Origin of the sequence: Mycobacterium sp. (assembly GCF_035633495.1) — a bacterium.
Lineage (GTDB): Bacteria > Actinomycetota > Actinomycetes > Mycobacteriales > Mycobacteriaceae > Mycobacterium.
In genome coordinates this window covers 16,165-31,016 of sequence record NZ_DASQEU010000134.1, presented here as the reverse complement: position 1 = coordinate 31,016, position 14,852 = coordinate 16,165, and the positions used below count along the sequence as shown (strand labels likewise).

The window sequence follows — 14,852 nt, the reverse complement described above, 5'->3', positions numbered from 1 at the left end:
CTAGCGACCCTCCTCGTCCGCACCGGGTGCCGATGCGCCGAAGATCTTGATGTAGATGAACGCGATCACGGCGACGGTCAGGAAGATCAGGACGCTGATCGCCGAACCCAGGCCGAGGTTGAAGGCCTTGAACAGGTTGTCATAGCCCAAGATCGACACCGACCCGGTGTCGTTCGCACCGCCCGTCAACACGTAGATGTTGTCGAAGATGCGGAACGCGTCCAGCGTGCGGAACAAGAGCGCCACCAGGATCGCCGGCTTGATGAGCGGCAGGATGATCTTCGTCAACCGCTTCCACGCGCCGGCACCGTCGATCTGGGCCGCGTTCAGCAGATCCTGCGGTACGAGCGCCAGCCCCGCCAGGAGGAGCAGGGCCATGAACGGCGTCGTCTTCCACACCTCGGCGAGCACCACGACGGCCAACGACGGGAGCTGCTCCGTCAGCGGCGCAGTGCCCACGGGTAGCAGGTTGGCCAGATAGCCGGTGCCAGGCGTCCAGGCGTAGTACCAGCTGTACGATGCCGCCACGGTGACGATGCCGTACGGGATCAGGATGGCCGTGCGCACGACGCCCTTGCCGAAGATCGTCCGGTGCATGACGAGCGCGAGCGCCATCCCCAGGACGAACTCGATGGCGACCGACACGACGGTGATGCCGAGCGTCACGACGAAGGCCGTCCACCAGTAGCGGTCACCGAGAATGGTCGCGTAGTTGTCGAACCAGATGAACTTGGTGTCGTCGGGCGCCGCGAGGTTGTAGCGCTGCAGGCTGAGCCACACGGCGTAGACGATCGGATACGCAGTCACCGCCAGCATCAGGAGCACGGCGGGGCTGATCAGCCAGAACGCCAGACGGCGCTCCGACTTTCGGTCGTCGGTGGCGTCCGCGGCCGGTGCGGTCACGGGATGAGACCCTTGCCGTCGATGGCCTTCTGCACCTGATCGGCAAGCACGTCGGCGGTGCGCTCCGGATCGATGGCCGTGATCGGAGCCAGCGTCGCCGAGATCCGGGTTGAGACCGCCTGGTAGACCGGCGTTGCCGGGCGCACGGCGGCGTTGGTGAGCTGCTCGCGGATGATCGCGTACTGCGGGTACTTCTGCTGGAACGCCGGGTCGTCGTACAGCGACGCTCGGACCGCGGGCAGGCCGCCCTCGACGGAGGTGTAGCGCTGATTCTCGACGCTGCGCAAACAACGGATGGCCTCGAACGCCTCGGCCCGGTGCTGGCTGTTCTTGCCCACCGCGAGGTTGAGGCCGCCGATCGTCACCCTCGCCTGCTCACCGGGGACGACGCCCGGATAGTTCGCGAAACCGAAGACTTCCTTGCTGGCGTCGTAGGCCGAATCGAACTGCTCGTCCGTGGGTTTGAACGTCCCCAGGTCGTCGATGCTGCCCTTGAGATCCTCGCGTTCGTTGAGTGGCAGATAGGGCACACCACCCTTGACGGCGTTCTCCAGCATGGACGGCAACACGAACGGCCAGTTGACCTCCAGCGCGGCTTTGCCTTGTTCGAGCGCCAGTCGCGCGGTGCCCTCGTCGGTTTGGGTGATCGACGGATCCGCGCCCGGTGCGGTGGCCACCGACTTGATGATCTGCAAGGCCTTCACCGTCGCGGCGCGGTGCTCGGCCGTGTCGGTCAGCGTGACCGTCTTGCCGTCATCGGAGAGCACTTGGCCACCCGCACTGACCAGCAACGTGTTGAACCACACCACCAGGCCTTCGTACTGCTTGGCCTGAAGGGCGATCCAGCTGGGCTTGCCCTCATCGTGCAACCGGGTCGCCTCGGTGACCATCGCATCCCAGGTCTCTGGTGGTTTCTCCATCAGATCAGCCCGGTACCAGAGCAATTGGGTGTTCGTGGTGATCGGTGCGGCGTACAACCGGTCCTGCCATTCGGCGGTCTTCAGCGGACCGGGAAGCGTGTTCTCCCGCGCGTCGGCCTCGGCTTCACCGGCCGGATCGTCGGACAGCGGCAATGCCCAACCGGCTTCGGCGAACTCGGCGGTCCACACCACGTCGAGCGCCATCACGTCGAGGGACTTGTCGTTTCCGGTGAGCCTGCGCGCAAGTTGCAGCCGTTGATCGTCGGCGCCCTTCGGCAGGCTGATCTGCTTGATGGTGAAGCGGCCGCCGAGTTGTTCGTTGCAACGCTTGGCTACCGCGGTGAAGGTGGCCATCTCGTTGGCCGGCGTGTAGTAGTTGATGACGGTGCCGTCATTCTGGTTACCGCATGCCGACACCATCGACGCCGTCGTCAGCCCAGCCAACGCCGCAGCGCATAGCCGCCCAACGCGCACCAACGCCTCCTGTCCGCGCGAGTTCCTCCCGCGGGGCAAACCGTAGAGCGAGTTATGCGTGATGTGCAACACTTCCGCGCCCGCGCGTCGAAATCGTGATGCTGCAGCAACCTTGGCGCGTCGCACCGAGCACTCGTGCGCAAACTCCCGGCGCGCACCGTAATGTCGGCTGCGAACCGCCCGGTACCGGTCGTCCGCTCTTAGATAGTCAAGCGCGCCAGTATGTCTCGGCCCTGCTCGGCGCTCTGCGGGTCGCACAGCACGTCGTAGCGTCCGGCAACCAGTTGCATCGTCGAGCTGAAATCTCTTGTGCCCCGAGCCATCGCGTACTGGAGTCCAGAGGTGATGAGGCCGAAGAACACGCCGGCCACCAGTCCGGCGATGAGCGCGCCCCACGGGCTCGGACCGAAGAACCCGAGGACGAGTCCGATGAACAGGCCCAGCCACGCGCCGGTCAGCGCGCCGCCTCCGAGCACCCGCGGCCACGTGAGCCGACCGGTGACCCGCTCGACCTGCATGAGGTCGACACCGACGATCGTCACCTGCTGCACGGGAAACTCTTGGTCCGACAGGTGATCGACGGCACGCTGCGCCCCGGCGTAGGTGGGGTACGAGCCGATGGGCCAACCCTTCGGCGGGGTCGGCAGCGCAGCGAAACCACCACGTCCGGGATTCTGTCGAGCCCGCCCTGGATTCTGAAGTGGGTTCGTCATCTTCTGGTCCCCGTCATGTCGTGTTCGAGTGGTGCCGCATCTTCATTGTCAACGCTCGACGTCCGCGATAGGTGCCGATTGCCCGACGAACGCTGGAAGAACTTGGCTGCGGTAGGTTGACCCCATGAGTCACCCGGGAAGCTTCCCCGGCGATCCGGCGGGTCAGCAGCCGAGCGGGCAGCCGTACCCGCCACCTGGCTTCTTCGAGTACCCGCCCGTCTATTACGGGACGCTCCCGCCTGCGGTCTACCCAGCGCCGCCAGCTGCATATTCGCCTCCGTCACAGATGCCTCAGGGCGCCTACCCGCCGCCTCCGCCGTACCTCCCCCACAACTCGTACCAGGCCCCGCATCCCAGTCCCTACGGCTACCCGTACGGCAATCCGTACCCGCCGGCGTACTGCGGTCAGCCGGCCACGAACGGCATGGCGATCGGTTCGCTGGTGAGCTCACTGGTCGGCATCCCGGCGTACTTCATGTGTCTGCCCTTCGTCGGTTCGATCGTCGGCGTCATCCTGGGGATCGTGGCGCTGAACCCGATTGGCAGCTGCCACCAGAGGGGCAGGGAGATGGCGATCGCCGGCATTGCGATCGGAGGCGTCTGCTTGATCGGTGGGCTGGTCGTCGTGCTGCTCTACTCGGCGACGTTCTTCTCGTACTGACGGGATCGGCAGATGTGCGTGAGCGCTAGGTTGGACACCATGACACCGCCCGACGGGACGGCAGAGCAGGCCGGCGCAACCGAGGCCGTCGAACTTCCCGCACCGGCGAGGCGGACGAACCGAACGGCCATCGCCTCGTTGGTGTCGTCGGTGGTCACTCTGTTCGGGCTCGGTTCGATCATCGGCATCGGACTCGGCGTCTACGCCCTCAACCAGGTTGCCGTGACAGGCGAGAACCGCGGCCTGGCACTCGCCGGAATCTTCGTCGGCGCCCTCACCCTGCTATTGAGCATGATCGGAATCGTGATGGGACTGAGCACGTTATGAGTACCGGATCCGACGAACCGGAGCACGGCCGCGAATATCCGCCATTGGAGGACTCCCCTCCGCGAGTCGATCCCCATGCGCCAGTGGACTATCCGTCCGACACGGTGGTGCCGCCGCCGAACTACGGCGCCGCAGCCGGATTCCAGCAACCCGATTTCCAGCAGCCCGGCTATCCGCCGCCGGGCTACCCACAACCCGGCTACCCCCAGATGGGTTACCCGCCGCCCGGCATGCCGGCGCCCGGTTATCCGCCGCAGTACGCGGGCGGATACGGCTACGCCTACGACCCCTACGCCCAGGTTCGGCCGCAAGGCACCAACGGCAAGGCCATCGGGGCGCTCGTCACCTCCCTCGCCGGACTGTTCTTCTGCGGTGTGCCCTCGATCGTCGGCCTGATCCTCGGCATCATCGCGATGCGCGAAACGAAGCGAACCGGCCAGGAGGGCCATGGCATGGCCTTGGCGGGAGTCATCGTCGGTGCGCTCGCCGTCGCGGGTTGGTTGCTCTACGCGGTCGTCATCATCTTCGCGATCGCCGTCACGTCCACCTCGCCGTACGGTTACTGATTCGGCGGCTCGAACGGGGCCGCGGTGCGGTCCATCCCGGCGGCCCGACCCTTGCCGGCGACGACCAGAGCCATCTTGCGACTCGCCTCGTCGATCATCTCGTCACCGAGCATCGCGGCGCCCCTGGCCCCACCGACTCGCGACGTGTGCCACTCGTAGGCTTCCAGGATCAGCTCGGCGTGGTCGTAGTCGTCCCGGCGGGGACTGAAGATCTCGTTGCCCGCCGCGATCTGATCGGGGTGCAGAACCCACTTGCCGTCGTATCCGAGCGCCGCTGCCCGGCCCGCCACCCGCCGGAACGCCTCGACGTCACGCACCTTCAGGAACGGACCGTCGATCGCATTGATGCCCTGCGCGCGCGCAGCCACCAGAATCCGCATGAACACGTGATGGTACGCGTCGCCTACGTCGTACCCCTCGGGTTGTTCGCCGACCACCAGGGTGCGCATGTTCAGGCTCGCCATCATGTCGGCGGGGCCGAGCACGAGGGCCTGCACCCGCGGTCCCCCCGCGATCGCGTCGACGTTGGTCAAACCCTGGGCGTTCTCGATCTGCGCCTCGATGCCGATCCGCCCCACCGGCAATCCGTGGGTGATCTCCAGTTGGGTCAGCAGGAGGTCGAGGGCCTGTACGTGAGCGACGTCGGTCACCTTCGGCAGCACCACGACGTCGAGATGGGCACCTGCGGCCGCGACTACGTCGATGACGTCGGCGTGCGTCCACGGTGTCGTCCAGTCGTTGACGCGCACCCCGCGCAGTTGTCCCGCCCAGCCTGCCTCCGCCAGACCGGCCGCCACCTGAACACGGGCTTGCGCCTTGGCATCTGGCGCTACCGAGTCCTCGAGATCCAAGAACACCTGATCGGCGGGCAGTCCCTTGGCCTTCTGGATCATCTTCGGGCTACTGCCAGGAACCGAAAGGCAGGTTCTACGGGGGCGATATCGATTCTCCACGAGATCACTCTCTACTCTTTGTTCCATGGTGGCGGTGAACAGGGTCTATGCGGCCCGACTCGCGGGGATGTTGGTACTCGGCCCCGACGGTGAGTCGATCGGCCGCGTCCGCGATGTGGTGATCAGCATCGGCATCGGCCGCCAACAACCGCGCGTCCTTGGGCTCGTCGTCGAATTGCTCACTCGCAGAAGAATTTTCGTAGGTCTGCTGCGAGTCACGGCGATCGAGCCCAATGCCGTCACGCTCACCACCGCCAACGTGTCACTGCGCCGCTTCGCGCAGCGGCCCGGCGAGGTTCTGGTCTTCGGCCAGGTGCTCGACACCCGCGTGCGCGTGCAGGATCCCGAACTCGAGCAGCTCGCCGACGTCGACCTCGTCGTGGTCGACCTCGCGATCGAGCAGATCCGCACCAGGGACTGGGTGGTGACCAGGGTGGCGGTGCGCAGCCACCGCAGGCTCGGCCGCCGTACGGCAGTCCACATCGTCGACTGGCAGAACGTGACCGGCCTCACCCATTCGGCGATGTCGTTGCCCGGCCAGGGTGTCGCCTACCTGCTGGCGCAGTTCGAGGGGCAGCGGCCCATCGTCGTCGCGGACGCCATCCGCGACCTGCCCGCCAAGCGTCGCTACGAGGTCGTCAACGCCCTCGACGACGAACGTCTCGCCGACGTGCTGCAGGAGCTTCCCGAAAGCGAACAGGCCGACCTGCTGGAGCGGCTGGACGCCGAGCGCGCCGCCGACGTTCTGGAGGCCATGGACCCCGACGACGCGGCCGACCTGCTCGGCGAGCTCGGCGCTTCGGCGGCCGAGGCGCTGTTGGCGCGCATGGATCCCGAGGACTCCGAGCCGGTGCGACGACTGCTGAAGCACTCCCCCGACACCGCGGGTGGCCTGATGACCCCGGAGCCCGTCGTGCTCGGTCCCGGCACCACCGTGGCCGAGGCGCTGGCCCGGGTGCGGGATCCCGACCTCACCCCGGCCCTTGCCTCGCTGGTATTCGTCGTGCGGCCGCCGACCGCTACTCCCACGGGTCGCTACCTGGGCTGCGTGCACCTGCAACGCCTGCTGCGGGAACCTCCGGCGGCCCTGGTCAGCGGGATCATCGACTCCGATCTGCCCAGCCTGGATCCCGAGACGACGCTGGCATCGGTGACGCGCTACTTCGCCGCCTACAACCTGGTGTGCGGGCCCGTGGTCGACGACGAGAAGCATCTGCTCGGCGCCGTCACCGTCGACGACGTGCTCGACCACTTGCTACCGCACGACTGGCGGGCACGGCCCGAGGATCCCGAGTTGCCCGACCCGGGTGAACTGACCGACGTCGCGATGCCGACGCCCGGAGGTCCGTCGTGAGCGACCTGTCGTCGCGGCAACGGCTGGACACCCCTCGTACGCGGCGCAGGCGGTTCACGCCGCGGGTGGACATCGAGGCGGTCGGTCAGGTCAGCGAGTCGATTGCGCGGTTCCTCGGCACGGGTCGCTACCTCGCCATGCAGACCATGTTGGTCATCGTGTGGATCGCGCTGAACCTGTTCGCCGTCAAGCTGCAGTGGGACCCATACCCATTCATCCTGCTCAATCTCGCGTTCTCCACGCAGGCGGCGTACGCCGCGCCCCTGATCCTGCTGGCGCAGAACCGTCAGGAGAACCGCGACCGGGTGTCACTGCAGGAGGACCGACGCCGGGCCGAGCAGACGAAGGCCGACACCGAGTACCTCGCGCGCGAACTCGCTGCGCTGCGCATCGCGGTCGGCGAGGTAGTCACGCGCGATTACCTCCGCCGCGAACTCGAGGAAGTGCGCGAACTCCTCGACGAATTGAGGTCGCAGAAGCCCAAGAAGCAGTCGGGTTCGAAGAGCCCACGCAACTGGGATGAACCCGTCTAGACCATTGCTGCAACACGCGCAACACGAATCGGTATGGTGACTTGATTCACAACGTTTGACGGTGTGTTTGCCAGCGCATCGTTTGGTCATCGCGGATCTAGGACGGTCGAGTGCACATAGGGGGCGAGTCCGCCTACGCAGCAATGCGACGTCAGGCGCGTCGCATCATGCGCACGCCAGCCTTCGGCGTCGCGGTAATCGCTCCGTTGGTCCTCGTGCTGGCGGTGGGCGCGTCCGCGCCGTCGCCGAGGCACGCCGTAGCCGATGACGGCATCACGCCACTGGCGGCGGTGGCACGAACCGGTGACGACGCCGGCGTCGTCGTCGTCGTCGCGGCCTCCAGACCGCCGACCCCGTTCCGCTTCGCCATGGCGACCCTGTCGGCTCCCCCGCCGCCGATCGTCGTGAGCTCGCCTGGCAACCTCCGCATTCCGGCGATCGCACTCAGCGCCTACCGCAACGCCGAACGCATGATGGCGTCGGCGTATCCGGGATGCGGGGTGAGCTGGAACCTGCTGGCGGGAATCGGCCGCATCGAGTCGCTACACGCCAACGGCGGCGCCACCGATCCTCGGGGCACGCCGGTCCAGGGCATCTTCGGTCCCGCGCTCGACGGCACTCTCGCGGGCAACGAGGTCATCGTGCAGAACGTCCAGGCGGGCCGGGTGACCTACGCGAGAGCGATGGGCCCGATGCAGTTCCTGCCGGGCACCTGGGCGCGGTATGCGTCCGACGCCAACGGAGACGGCAAGGCCGACATCCAGAATCTGTACGACGCCTCGCTGGGAGCTGCCCGGTACCTGTGCAGCGGCAACCTGAACCTGCGCGATCGGTCTCAGGTGCTGTCGGCGATCCTGCGCTACAACAACTCGATGGCCTACGCCCAGAACGTGCTCGGCTGGGCGGCCGCCTACGCCACGGGTGTGGCACCGATCGATCTGCCGCCGATCGGAGTCGCTCCGCCGATCGGTGACGCACACCTCGACTCCAACCCCGAGGGCCTCGGTCCGGGCATCGGGTTGCCTGCCAACGACCCCCTCGCCTCGCTGGCACTCGTGGACGTGAGCGGCGCCAACCGATTGGGCATCCCGCCTGGCCCCGGCGCGGGCGTTCCTCCTGCGCCGCAACAGAATTGCCAGGTCTTCTGCCTCACCCCGCAAGCTCCGGCACCCCAGCAGAACTGCCAGGTCTTCTGCCTGACCCCGCAGGCCGTGGCCGCGCCCCTTCCCGAGGCACCTCCCCTCCCGCAGTTCCCACCCCCGTTGTTCCCGCCGCCGGCTCCGCCACCGCCGTTGCCGTTCGACGCGCCGCCGCCACCGCCACCGGCGGGCCCGGTGCCCGGTCCAGCCAACTGACGGCTGCGCATACACTCGCGGATGATGTCTCCGCCACCAGTAAATGACTCCGAAGACCTGGAATCGGCCGTGCGATCGGCACTGTCCAAGGTCATCGACCCCGAACTCCGCCGGCCGATCACCGAGATCGGCATGGTCAAGGACGTCACCGTCGACGCCGACCACGCCGTCCACGTGGAGATCTACCTGACCACGTCGGCGTGCCCGAAGAAAACCGAGATCTCCGACCGCGTCAAGCAGGCCGTCGTCGACGTGCCGGGCACCGGCGCCGTCAAGGTCACCCTGGACGTCATGAACGACGAGCAGCGCACCGAGCTCCGCAAACTGTTGCGGGGTGACGCCCGGGAGCCGGTGATCCCCTTCGCGCAACCCGGATCGCTGACCCGCGTGTACGCGGTCGCCTCCGGCAAGGGTGGCGTCGGCAAGTCCAGCGTCACGGTCAACCTCGCGGCTGCGTTGGCCGCACGCGGACTGTCGGTCGGCGTGCTCGACGCCGACATCTACGGACACTCGGTGCCGCGCATGATGGGCACCGCGGACCGGCCCACCCAGGTCGAATCGATGATCCTGCCGCCGATCGCCCATGACGTGAAGGTCATCTCGATCGCGATGTTCACTCAGGGCAACACCCCCGTGGTGTGGCGCGGGCCGATGCTGCACCGGGCGCTTCAACAGTTCCTCGCCGACGTGTACTGGGGCGACCTCGACGTGCTGCTGCTCGACCTTCCCCCGGGTACCGGTGACATCGCCATCTCCGTGTCACAGCTGATTCCCGGCGCCGAGATCCTGGTGGTGACGACGCCTCAGGTGGCGGCCGCCGAGGTCGCCGAGCGCGCGGGCGCCATTGCCCTGCAGACGCGTCAGCGCATCGTCGGCGTTGTGGAGAACATGTCGGGCCTGACGCTTCCCGACGGCACCGTGATGAACCTGTTCGGGGAGGGCGGCGGCAAGCAGGTGGCCGAGAACCTCACGAGATCCATGGGCGCCGACGTGCCGCTGCTGGGCCAGGTTCCGTTGGACCCCGCACTGGTGGCGGCGGGCGACACGGGCGTGCCGCTGGTCATCAGTGCGCCGGACTCCGCAGCGGGCAGGGAGTTGCGCTCCATCGCCGATGCGCTCACGTCACGCAAGCGCAGCCTGGCGGGAATGTCGCTCGGCCTGAACCCGGTCGGCCGTTAGGTCGCGTCGCTGTCGAACGGCGTCGCCCCGGGCGAACGTGGTTCCGTCTCCGCCTGCGGCTGACTCGGCGCCTGCGGTGGTTGCGGTTGCGGCTGCCCCGGCGACACGGGCTTCTCCGGCTTGTCGAAGTTCCCGGTGAGGAACGAGTCGTCGCCGTCGAGCAGATGCTTGGTCAGGGCGGCTCGTGGCGTCATCCCCCGCAGCTTCTGCAACTCGCTCAGCGGTTGGCGCAGATCCTCGAACTCCGGGCCCAGATCCTGGCGTAGTTGACTGGTCGCGCCGCTCAGATACTCACGGACCTGGCGCAGGGTGCCGGTCGTCCATCGAATGGCGCCCGGAAGCCGCTCCGGGCCCAGGATCACCAGGCCGGCCACGACGAGCACCAACATCTCGCCCCAGCCGACGTTGCCGAACATCGGTTATGCGGCAGGGTTGTCGGAGCCGGGGTTCACCGTCAGCGTGACGGGCCGCCCGTCGCGGATCACCTCGATGGGCGCATCCTGACCGATCTTCAGCTGGCGCACCGCGACGACCATCTCATCGGCGTCGGCCACCGAACGGGTGCCCACCTTGACGACGACGTCGTTCTCCTTGACGCCCGCTCGGTCTGCAGGACCACCTGCCACGACGTTCTTGATCAAGGCACCGGAGGCCACGTCGTTGCTCACCGACACGGCATTGAGGCCGAGCGTCGGGTGCGACATCTTGCCGTCCTTGATCAGTCCCTCGACGACTTCCTTGACCTCGTTGACCGGGATGGCGAAGCCGAGACCACTTGCGCTGTCCGACAACGACTTTCCAGCCGTATTGATACCGACGATCTCAGAGTTCATGTTGATCAGAGGGCCACCTGAGTTGCCGTGGTTGATCGACGCGTCAGTCTGCACGCCGTCGATCACGGTGTCCGTGTCCGATCCGTCGCCGGACAGGGGGACGGGGCGGTGCAGTGCGCTGATGATGCCGTGGGTGACGGTGCTGCGCAGGCCCAGCGGGGCGCCCGCGGCGATCACCTCTTCACCCACCCGGAGCTTCTCGGAATCACCGAACCGGGCGACCACCAGATTGTCGACGTTGTCGACCTTCAGCACGGCGAGGTCGGTCTTCTGATCGCGACCCACCAGGTTGGCCGGGGCCTCGTGGCCGTCGTTGAACACCACCGAGATCTGGTAGTCGGCGGGGTTCTTCGCAGCGTCGGAGATGACGTGGTTGTTGGTCACGATGTAGCCGCGACCGTCGACGACGACGCCTGAGCCCTGCGAACCCTCGCCCTTGCTGGTGGCCTCGATCGTGACGACCGAATCGGCGACGGCGGACGCCACCTCGGCAAACCTGCTGGTCGGCTCCTCGGCACTGCCGTCGGTCTGCAACGTCACCTTCGACGTGGTGAAGGCGGGGACTATCTCGGCGGTCTTGTTGCCGATCACGCCGCCGATGCCACCGATGACCAGCGCGACGATCACGATGATCCCCAACGCGGCCCAGGAGACGCGGCCGCCGAACAGCACGTCGCGGACCCCGAGCTTGCCCATCGGAACCTCGTTGGCCGCGGCGGGCGCCGGCTTGGGCTGTGCGGGCACACCGAGCGTGGGGGCGGCCGACGGGTCGCGCCACGGGTCGGCGGGCTCCTCGGGGAAGTCGCGGTCGTGTTCGGCCTTCAGTGCGCCCGCGTCGGCCGGATGGCGCTGCAGGGTGTCCGAGACTCCGTCGGGACGGCCGAACGCGTCGGCGAGGACGGAATCCGGCGCCTGATCCCTGGGGGTGTACTCCCCCTGGTCGCGGTGTTCGTCCGCACCGAGGAAGGAACCGGTGACGCCGCTGGGCCGTCCGAACGCCCGGGTCTGCGCCGGATCGACGGGCGGGCGGGAGACGGGCTTCGGCTCCATGCGGGGACGATTTCCGGACTGGTCCTGATTGGTCACCCGTGTTCACTCTCCGTCAGAGCACGCGCCATCACCGACGCACGCCGTTGCCTTTGGCCCAACATTCACCCTACCGGCGTTTGCGGCGAGTGCGCGGCGCGTCAGCAGCCAACTGGGAAGCCACATCCTGCACCGGCGGGTCCAGTGGCGCATGGTACGGGATCTCGGACAACGCCCCGAGCAACGACGTCGGTACGACGATCGGGCAGGAGTCCCGCAACGCTGCGCGAGCTTGCCCCTGGGCGTCCACCTCGGCCGAGCACTGCGGGCATTGCGACATGTGGTGCGCCGCCCGCAAGTGGGCGCCCATCCTCAGCTCGCCGTCGACGAACGCGGCGATGGCCTCAGTGGAGAGGTGCTCGGTGGAGCCGAACCTGCGGGGACCCACCGGCTGGTCACTCTGCGACGCGAAATGAGCGGGCAGCCAAGAGAATGCACGGCGGAACACGTGTCCCGGGTCGGCCATCGACCAGCTCCTCTCCGGACTCATTCAGTCCAGTTCACCACACGGTGACGCTTCCACGTTCGAATGTAGCGCGGCTGGCGGCTTCGAACATCCAATAGACACCACCAATGAGTCAGGCCGTTCTCGCGACGCCCTCGGCGTACGCATCCGGGTGGTTTGCCAGATACTCGCGCAGCGCTTGCCGACCACGGTGGATGCGGCTGCGCACGGTGCCGAGCTTCACCCCGAGGGTGGCGCCGATCTCCTCGTAGGACAGGCCTTCGATGTCGCACAGGACGACCGCGGCACGGAACTCCGGGGGCAGCGAGTCCAACGCCGCCTGCAGGTCGGGACCCAGTCGGGCGTCGTGGTAGATCTGCTCGGGATTCGGGTCCTCGGCGGGGACGCGGTCGTAATCGTCCGGCAGTGCTTCCATGCGGATGCGGCTGCGGCGCCGGACCATGTCCAGGAATAGGTTGGTCGTGATGCGGTGAAGCCAGCCCTCGAACGTGCCGGGCTGGTAGTTCTGCACCGATCGGAAGACCCGGATGAAGGTCTCCTGGGTCAGATCCTCCGCGTCGTGCTGGTTGCCGGACAGCCGGTAGGCCAAGCGGTACACCCGGTCTGCGTGCTGACGAACCAACTCGTCCCACGAGGGCATGGTGGCCTTGTCGCCGGTGGCGTCGAACACCGCAGTGCCAGACATCTCCTCTGACGGCTCCACCCAGTCACTGTCGCCGGCCTGCTCGAAGTGCGCCATGAATACGGGTGACGTGCTTGCGGTGGTCGTCGGATCCTCCAGGTCACTAGCGCGGGTGCCGAGAGTTGTTCCCTTTCCCATACCCGCGGAAACCGATTCGCCGCCGTGGATATTCCCGGGTCCCCAGCTTCCGCCGTTTTCCATGCGCCTACCGTCCCCGACCGTGGTGAGCCCCGCATATGAGCGAACTGAACTTTTCCTAAGAATGTCGATGGCCCACCGTGCGAACTGCGGAAACCAGCCGAATCACGTTGGAATCTTCCGTTCGGCCGCGGGCGTGTCGGGGCGCGGACCGCTCCGCGTTCGCTCTACGCTGCGGGCATGGCCAGCAGTGACGATCCGACGGGTCAGGCCGGGGGCACGGAAGCACGACCAAGCCGCGCGGAGGCGATCGTGGCCCACGCCGAACACTCGATCTCCGAGGACGCGCTGACCGCGGCGGCCAGAGAGCGCGCAGACGACAGCGGCGCCGGGGCCGTCACTCCCGCGGTGGGCGCGTTCTTGAGCGTGCTGGCCAAGGTCGCGCGCGCCAAGGCGGTCGTCGAAGTCGGGACGGGTGTGGGCGTCAGCGGACTGTGGCTGCTGTCGGGCATGCGGGACGACGGAGTGTTGACCACGATCGACGTCGAACCCGAGCATCAGCGCCTGGCCAAGCAGGCGTTCGCCGAGGCGGGCATCGGAGCCTCGCGGACCAGGCTGATCAGCGGCCGGGCGCAAGACGTGTTGACGAGGCTTGCCGACGAGTCCTACGACCTGGTGTTCATCGACGCCGATCCGGCCGACCAGCCTCAGTTCGTCGTCGAAGGGGTGCGTCTGCTGCGCTCCGGTGGCGCGATCGTGATCCACCGCGCCGCCCTTGGTGGCCGGGCCGGCGACGCGAGCGCCAGCGACAGGGACGTCATCGCGGTGCGCGAAGCCGCGCGGATCATCGCCGAGGACGAACGGCTGACGCCGGTGCTGGTGCCTCTGGGTGACGGCTTGCTGGCCGCCGCCCGCGACTGACAGCTCTGCCGCCCCAGCCTGCGCGCCCACTCTGCGCCCTTGGCGCAAGACTTCGAGTAGCGAGCACCCTCACCGCAGACCGTGGCATCGACTCTTGACAGCCGACTAAACGCTCGTTTAGCGTACTAAACATGCGTTCAGTCGATGACCTGACAGCGACCGCCCGCATCCGCGACGCGGCCATCGAACAGTTCGGCGAACACGGCTTCGACGTCGGCCTGCGCGTCATCGCCAAGGCCGCGGGCGTCAGCGCCGCCCTGGTGATTCACCACTTCGGCTCGAAGGACGGCTTGCGGCGGTCGTGCGACGACTTCGTCGCCGAATCCATCCGCGCCGCCAAGAGCGAGTACATTCAGTCGGCCGACCCCGCCGCGTGGTTCGCGCAGATGGCAGAGATCGAGTCATTCGCACCGTTGATGGCCTACCTGGTCCGCAGCATGCAGTCCGGTGGCGAACTCGCAAAGTCTCTGTGGCACAACATGATCGATGACGCCGAGCAGTACATCGAGGAGGGTGTGCGGGCCGGCACCATCAAGCCCAGCCGCGACCCCAAGGGCAGAGCCAAGTTCCTGGCAATGGTCGGCGGTGGCGGCTTCCTGCTGTATCTGCAGATGCACGACCGTCCCACCGACATTCGAGCAGTGCTGCACGACTACGCCCAGGAGATGGTGCTACCAGCCCTCGAGCTCCATACCCACGGCCTGCTGACCGATTCGACGATGTACGACGCGTTCACGGCGCAACAGGCCGCAGGCATCCCCATCGCTACGTCCACGGAGGAGTGATCG

17 protein-coding genes are annotated in these 14,852 nt (G+C 67.2%); 9 read left to right on the top strand and 8 right to left on the bottom strand.

Going from position 1 to position 14,852, the window contains the following annotated elements; all coding sequences use genetic code 11:
• The 3 genes from VET27_RS19995 to VET27_RS19985 all read right to left on the bottom strand — a co-directional run bounded on the left by VET27_RS19995 (position 1) and on the right by VET27_RS19985 (position 3,010).
• Complete coding sequence (locus VET27_RS19995) at positions 1-903, bottom strand: carbohydrate ABC transporter permease (protein ID WP_526521272.1); 903 nt, start codon at positions 901-903, stop codon at positions 1-3.
• Complete coding sequence (locus tag VET27_RS19990) at positions 900-2,297, bottom strand: ABC transporter substrate-binding protein (RefSeq protein WP_526521270.1); 1,398 nt, start codon at positions 2,295-2,297, stop codon at positions 900-902. Before VET27_RS19990 ends, VET27_RS19995 begins: the two co-directional genes overlap by 4 nt.
• A gap of 200 nt (positions 2,298-2,497) precedes the next feature.
• Positions 2,498-3,010, bottom strand: coding sequence for a general stress protein (locus VET27_RS19985; protein ID WP_526521268.1), 513 nt, complete (start codon positions 3,008-3,010; stop codon positions 2,498-2,500).
• Between the two features lie 124 nt (positions 3,011-3,134).
• Between VET27_RS19985 and VET27_RS19980 the strand changes: the two genes are divergently transcribed.
• From VET27_RS19980 to VET27_RS19970, 3 genes are read left to right on the top strand one after another with little or no spacing between them, the layout of a single operon-like run.
• Entirely contained in the window at positions 3,135-3,671 is a 537-nt protein-coding gene (locus tag VET27_RS19980; protein ID WP_526521266.1) for a DUF4190 domain-containing protein, read from the top strand.
• Positions 3,672-3,710: 39 nt separating this feature from the next.
• Positions 3,711-3,998: a DUF4190 domain-containing protein gene (locus tag VET27_RS19975; protein WP_526521264.1), complete on the top strand. Its 288-nt coding sequence runs from the start codon at positions 3,711-3,713 to the stop codon at positions 3,996-3,998.
• Positions 3,995-4,564 carry a DUF4190 domain-containing protein gene (locus VET27_RS19970; protein ID WP_526521263.1) on the top strand — a complete coding sequence of 190 codons (570 nt, stop codon included), beginning with the start codon at positions 3,995-3,997 and terminating at the stop codon, positions 4,562-4,564. The genes VET27_RS19975 and VET27_RS19970 overlap by 4 nt, the downstream gene beginning before the upstream one ends.
• On the opposite strand, the gene VET27_RS19965 is transcribed toward VET27_RS19970, so the two are convergent.
• Positions 4,558-5,517 (bottom strand): HpcH/HpaI aldolase/citrate lyase family protein, encoded by a 960-nt coding sequence (locus tag VET27_RS19965; protein ID WP_526521261.1) that lies wholly within the window; start codon positions 5,515-5,517, stop codon positions 4,558-4,560. The two genes, VET27_RS19970 and VET27_RS19965, sit on opposite strands and share 7 nt — an antisense overlap.
• Positions 5,518-5,542: 25 nt before the next feature.
• On the opposite strand from VET27_RS19965, the gene VET27_RS19960 reads away from it, so the two are divergent.
• The 4 genes from VET27_RS19960 (at position 5,543) to VET27_RS19945 (ending at position 9,938) form a co-directional block, all read left to right on the top strand.
• On the top strand, positions 5,543-6,871 hold the full coding sequence (locus tag VET27_RS19960; RefSeq protein WP_526521259.1) for a magnesium transporter MgtE N-terminal domain-containing protein: 1,329 nt from the start codon (positions 5,543-5,545) through the stop codon (positions 6,869-6,871).
• Positions 6,868-7,404, top strand: a complete 537-nt coding sequence (locus tag VET27_RS19955) for a DUF1003 domain-containing protein (protein ID WP_526521257.1) — start codon at positions 6,868-6,870, stop codon at positions 7,402-7,404. The genes VET27_RS19960 and VET27_RS19955 overlap by 4 nt, the downstream gene beginning before the upstream one ends.
• Before the next feature lie 110 nt (positions 7,405-7,514).
• Positions 7,515-8,759 carry a lytic transglycosylase domain-containing protein gene (locus VET27_RS19950; protein ID WP_526521255.1) on the top strand — a complete coding sequence of 415 codons (1,245 nt, stop codon included), beginning with the start codon at positions 7,515-7,517 and terminating at the stop codon, positions 8,757-8,759.
• 21 nt (positions 8,760-8,780) lie between these two features.
• Positions 8,781-9,938, top strand: coding sequence for a P-loop NTPase (locus tag VET27_RS19945; protein ID WP_526521253.1), 1,158 nt, complete (start codon positions 8,781-8,783; stop codon positions 9,936-9,938).
• Here the strand turns inward: VET27_RS19945 and tatB are convergent.
• The 4 genes from tatB to sigE form a co-directional block, all read right to left on the bottom strand.
• A complete protein-coding gene (tatB, locus tag VET27_RS19940; RefSeq protein WP_526521251.1) occupies positions 9,935-10,354 on the bottom strand; it encodes a Sec-independent protein translocase protein TatB in 420 nt (139 codons plus the stop codon). The two genes, VET27_RS19945 and tatB, sit on opposite strands and share 4 nt — an antisense overlap.
• A 3-nt stretch (positions 10,355-10,357) precedes the next feature.
• Positions 10,358-11,857 carry a serine protease HtrA gene (htrA, locus tag VET27_RS19935; protein WP_526521249.1) on the bottom strand — a complete coding sequence of 500 codons (1,500 nt, stop codon included), beginning with the start codon at positions 11,855-11,857 and terminating at the stop codon, positions 10,358-10,360.
• Positions 11,858-11,927: 70 nt separating this feature from the next.
• A complete protein-coding gene (gene rseA, locus VET27_RS19930) occupies positions 11,928-12,323 on the bottom strand; it encodes an anti-sigma E factor RseA (RefSeq protein WP_526521247.1) in 396 nt (131 codons plus the stop codon).
• Positions 12,324-12,435: 112 nt separating this feature from the next.
• Complete coding sequence (sigE, locus tag VET27_RS19925) at positions 12,436-13,206, bottom strand: RNA polymerase sigma factor SigE (protein ID WP_526521245.1); 771 nt, start codon at positions 13,204-13,206, stop codon at positions 12,436-12,438.
• Positions 13,207-13,383: 177 nt separating this feature from the next.
• Here sigE and VET27_RS19920 point away from each other — a divergent pair, with 177 nt between their 5' ends.
• Together VET27_RS19920 and VET27_RS19915 are read left to right on the top strand one after the other, a co-directional pair.
• On the top strand, positions 13,384-14,064 hold the full coding sequence (locus VET27_RS19920; RefSeq protein ID WP_526521243.1) for an O-methyltransferase: 681 nt from the start codon (positions 13,384-13,386) through the stop codon (positions 14,062-14,064).
• A gap of 131 nt (positions 14,065-14,195) precedes the next feature.
• A complete protein-coding gene (locus VET27_RS19915; RefSeq protein WP_526521241.1) occupies positions 14,196-14,849 on the top strand; it encodes a TetR/AcrR family transcriptional regulator in 654 nt (217 codons plus the stop codon).
• Positions 14,850-14,852 lie beyond the last annotated feature (3 nt).

Excerpts from the sequence above, each read along its gene's own strand:
- VET27_RS19960 (WP_526521259.1), top strand. The coding sequence starts at position 5,543 with ATGGTGGCGGTGAACAGGGTCTATGCGGCCCGACTCGCGGGGATGTTG.
- VET27_RS19975 (WP_526521264.1), top strand. The coding sequence starts at position 3,711 with ATGACACCGCCCGACGGGACGGCAGAGCAGGCCGGCGCAACCGAGGCC.
- VET27_RS19985 (WP_526521268.1), bottom strand. The coding sequence starts at position 3,010 with ATGACGAACCCACTTCAGAATCCAGGGCGGGCTCGACAGAATCCCGGA.
- VET27_RS19970 (WP_526521263.1), top strand. The coding sequence starts at position 3,995 with ATGAGTACCGGATCCGACGAACCGGAGCACGGCCGCGAATATCCGCCA.
- VET27_RS19980 (WP_526521266.1), top strand. The coding sequence starts at position 3,135 with ATGAGTCACCCGGGAAGCTTCCCCGGCGATCCGGCGGGTCAGCAGCCG.
- VET27_RS19915 (WP_526521241.1), top strand. The coding sequence starts at position 14,196 with ATGCGTTCAGTCGATGACCTGACAGCGACCGCCCGCATCCGCGACGCG.
- tatB (WP_526521251.1), bottom strand. The coding sequence starts at position 10,354 with ATGTTCGGCAACGTCGGCTGGGGCGAGATGTTGGTGCTCGTCGTGGCC.
- VET27_RS19945 (WP_526521253.1), top strand. The coding sequence starts at position 8,781 with ATGATGTCTCCGCCACCAGTAAATGACTCCGAAGACCTGGAATCGGCC.
- rseA (WP_526521247.1), bottom strand. The coding sequence starts at position 12,323 with ATGGCCGACCCGGGACACGTGTTCCGCCGTGCATTCTCTTGGCTGCCC.
- VET27_RS19920 (WP_526521243.1), top strand. The coding sequence starts at position 13,384 with ATGGCCAGCAGTGACGATCCGACGGGTCAGGCCGGGGGCACGGAAGCA.
- sigE (WP_526521245.1), bottom strand. The coding sequence starts at position 13,206 with ATGGAAAACGGCGGAAGCTGGGGACCCGGGAATATCCACGGCGGCGAA.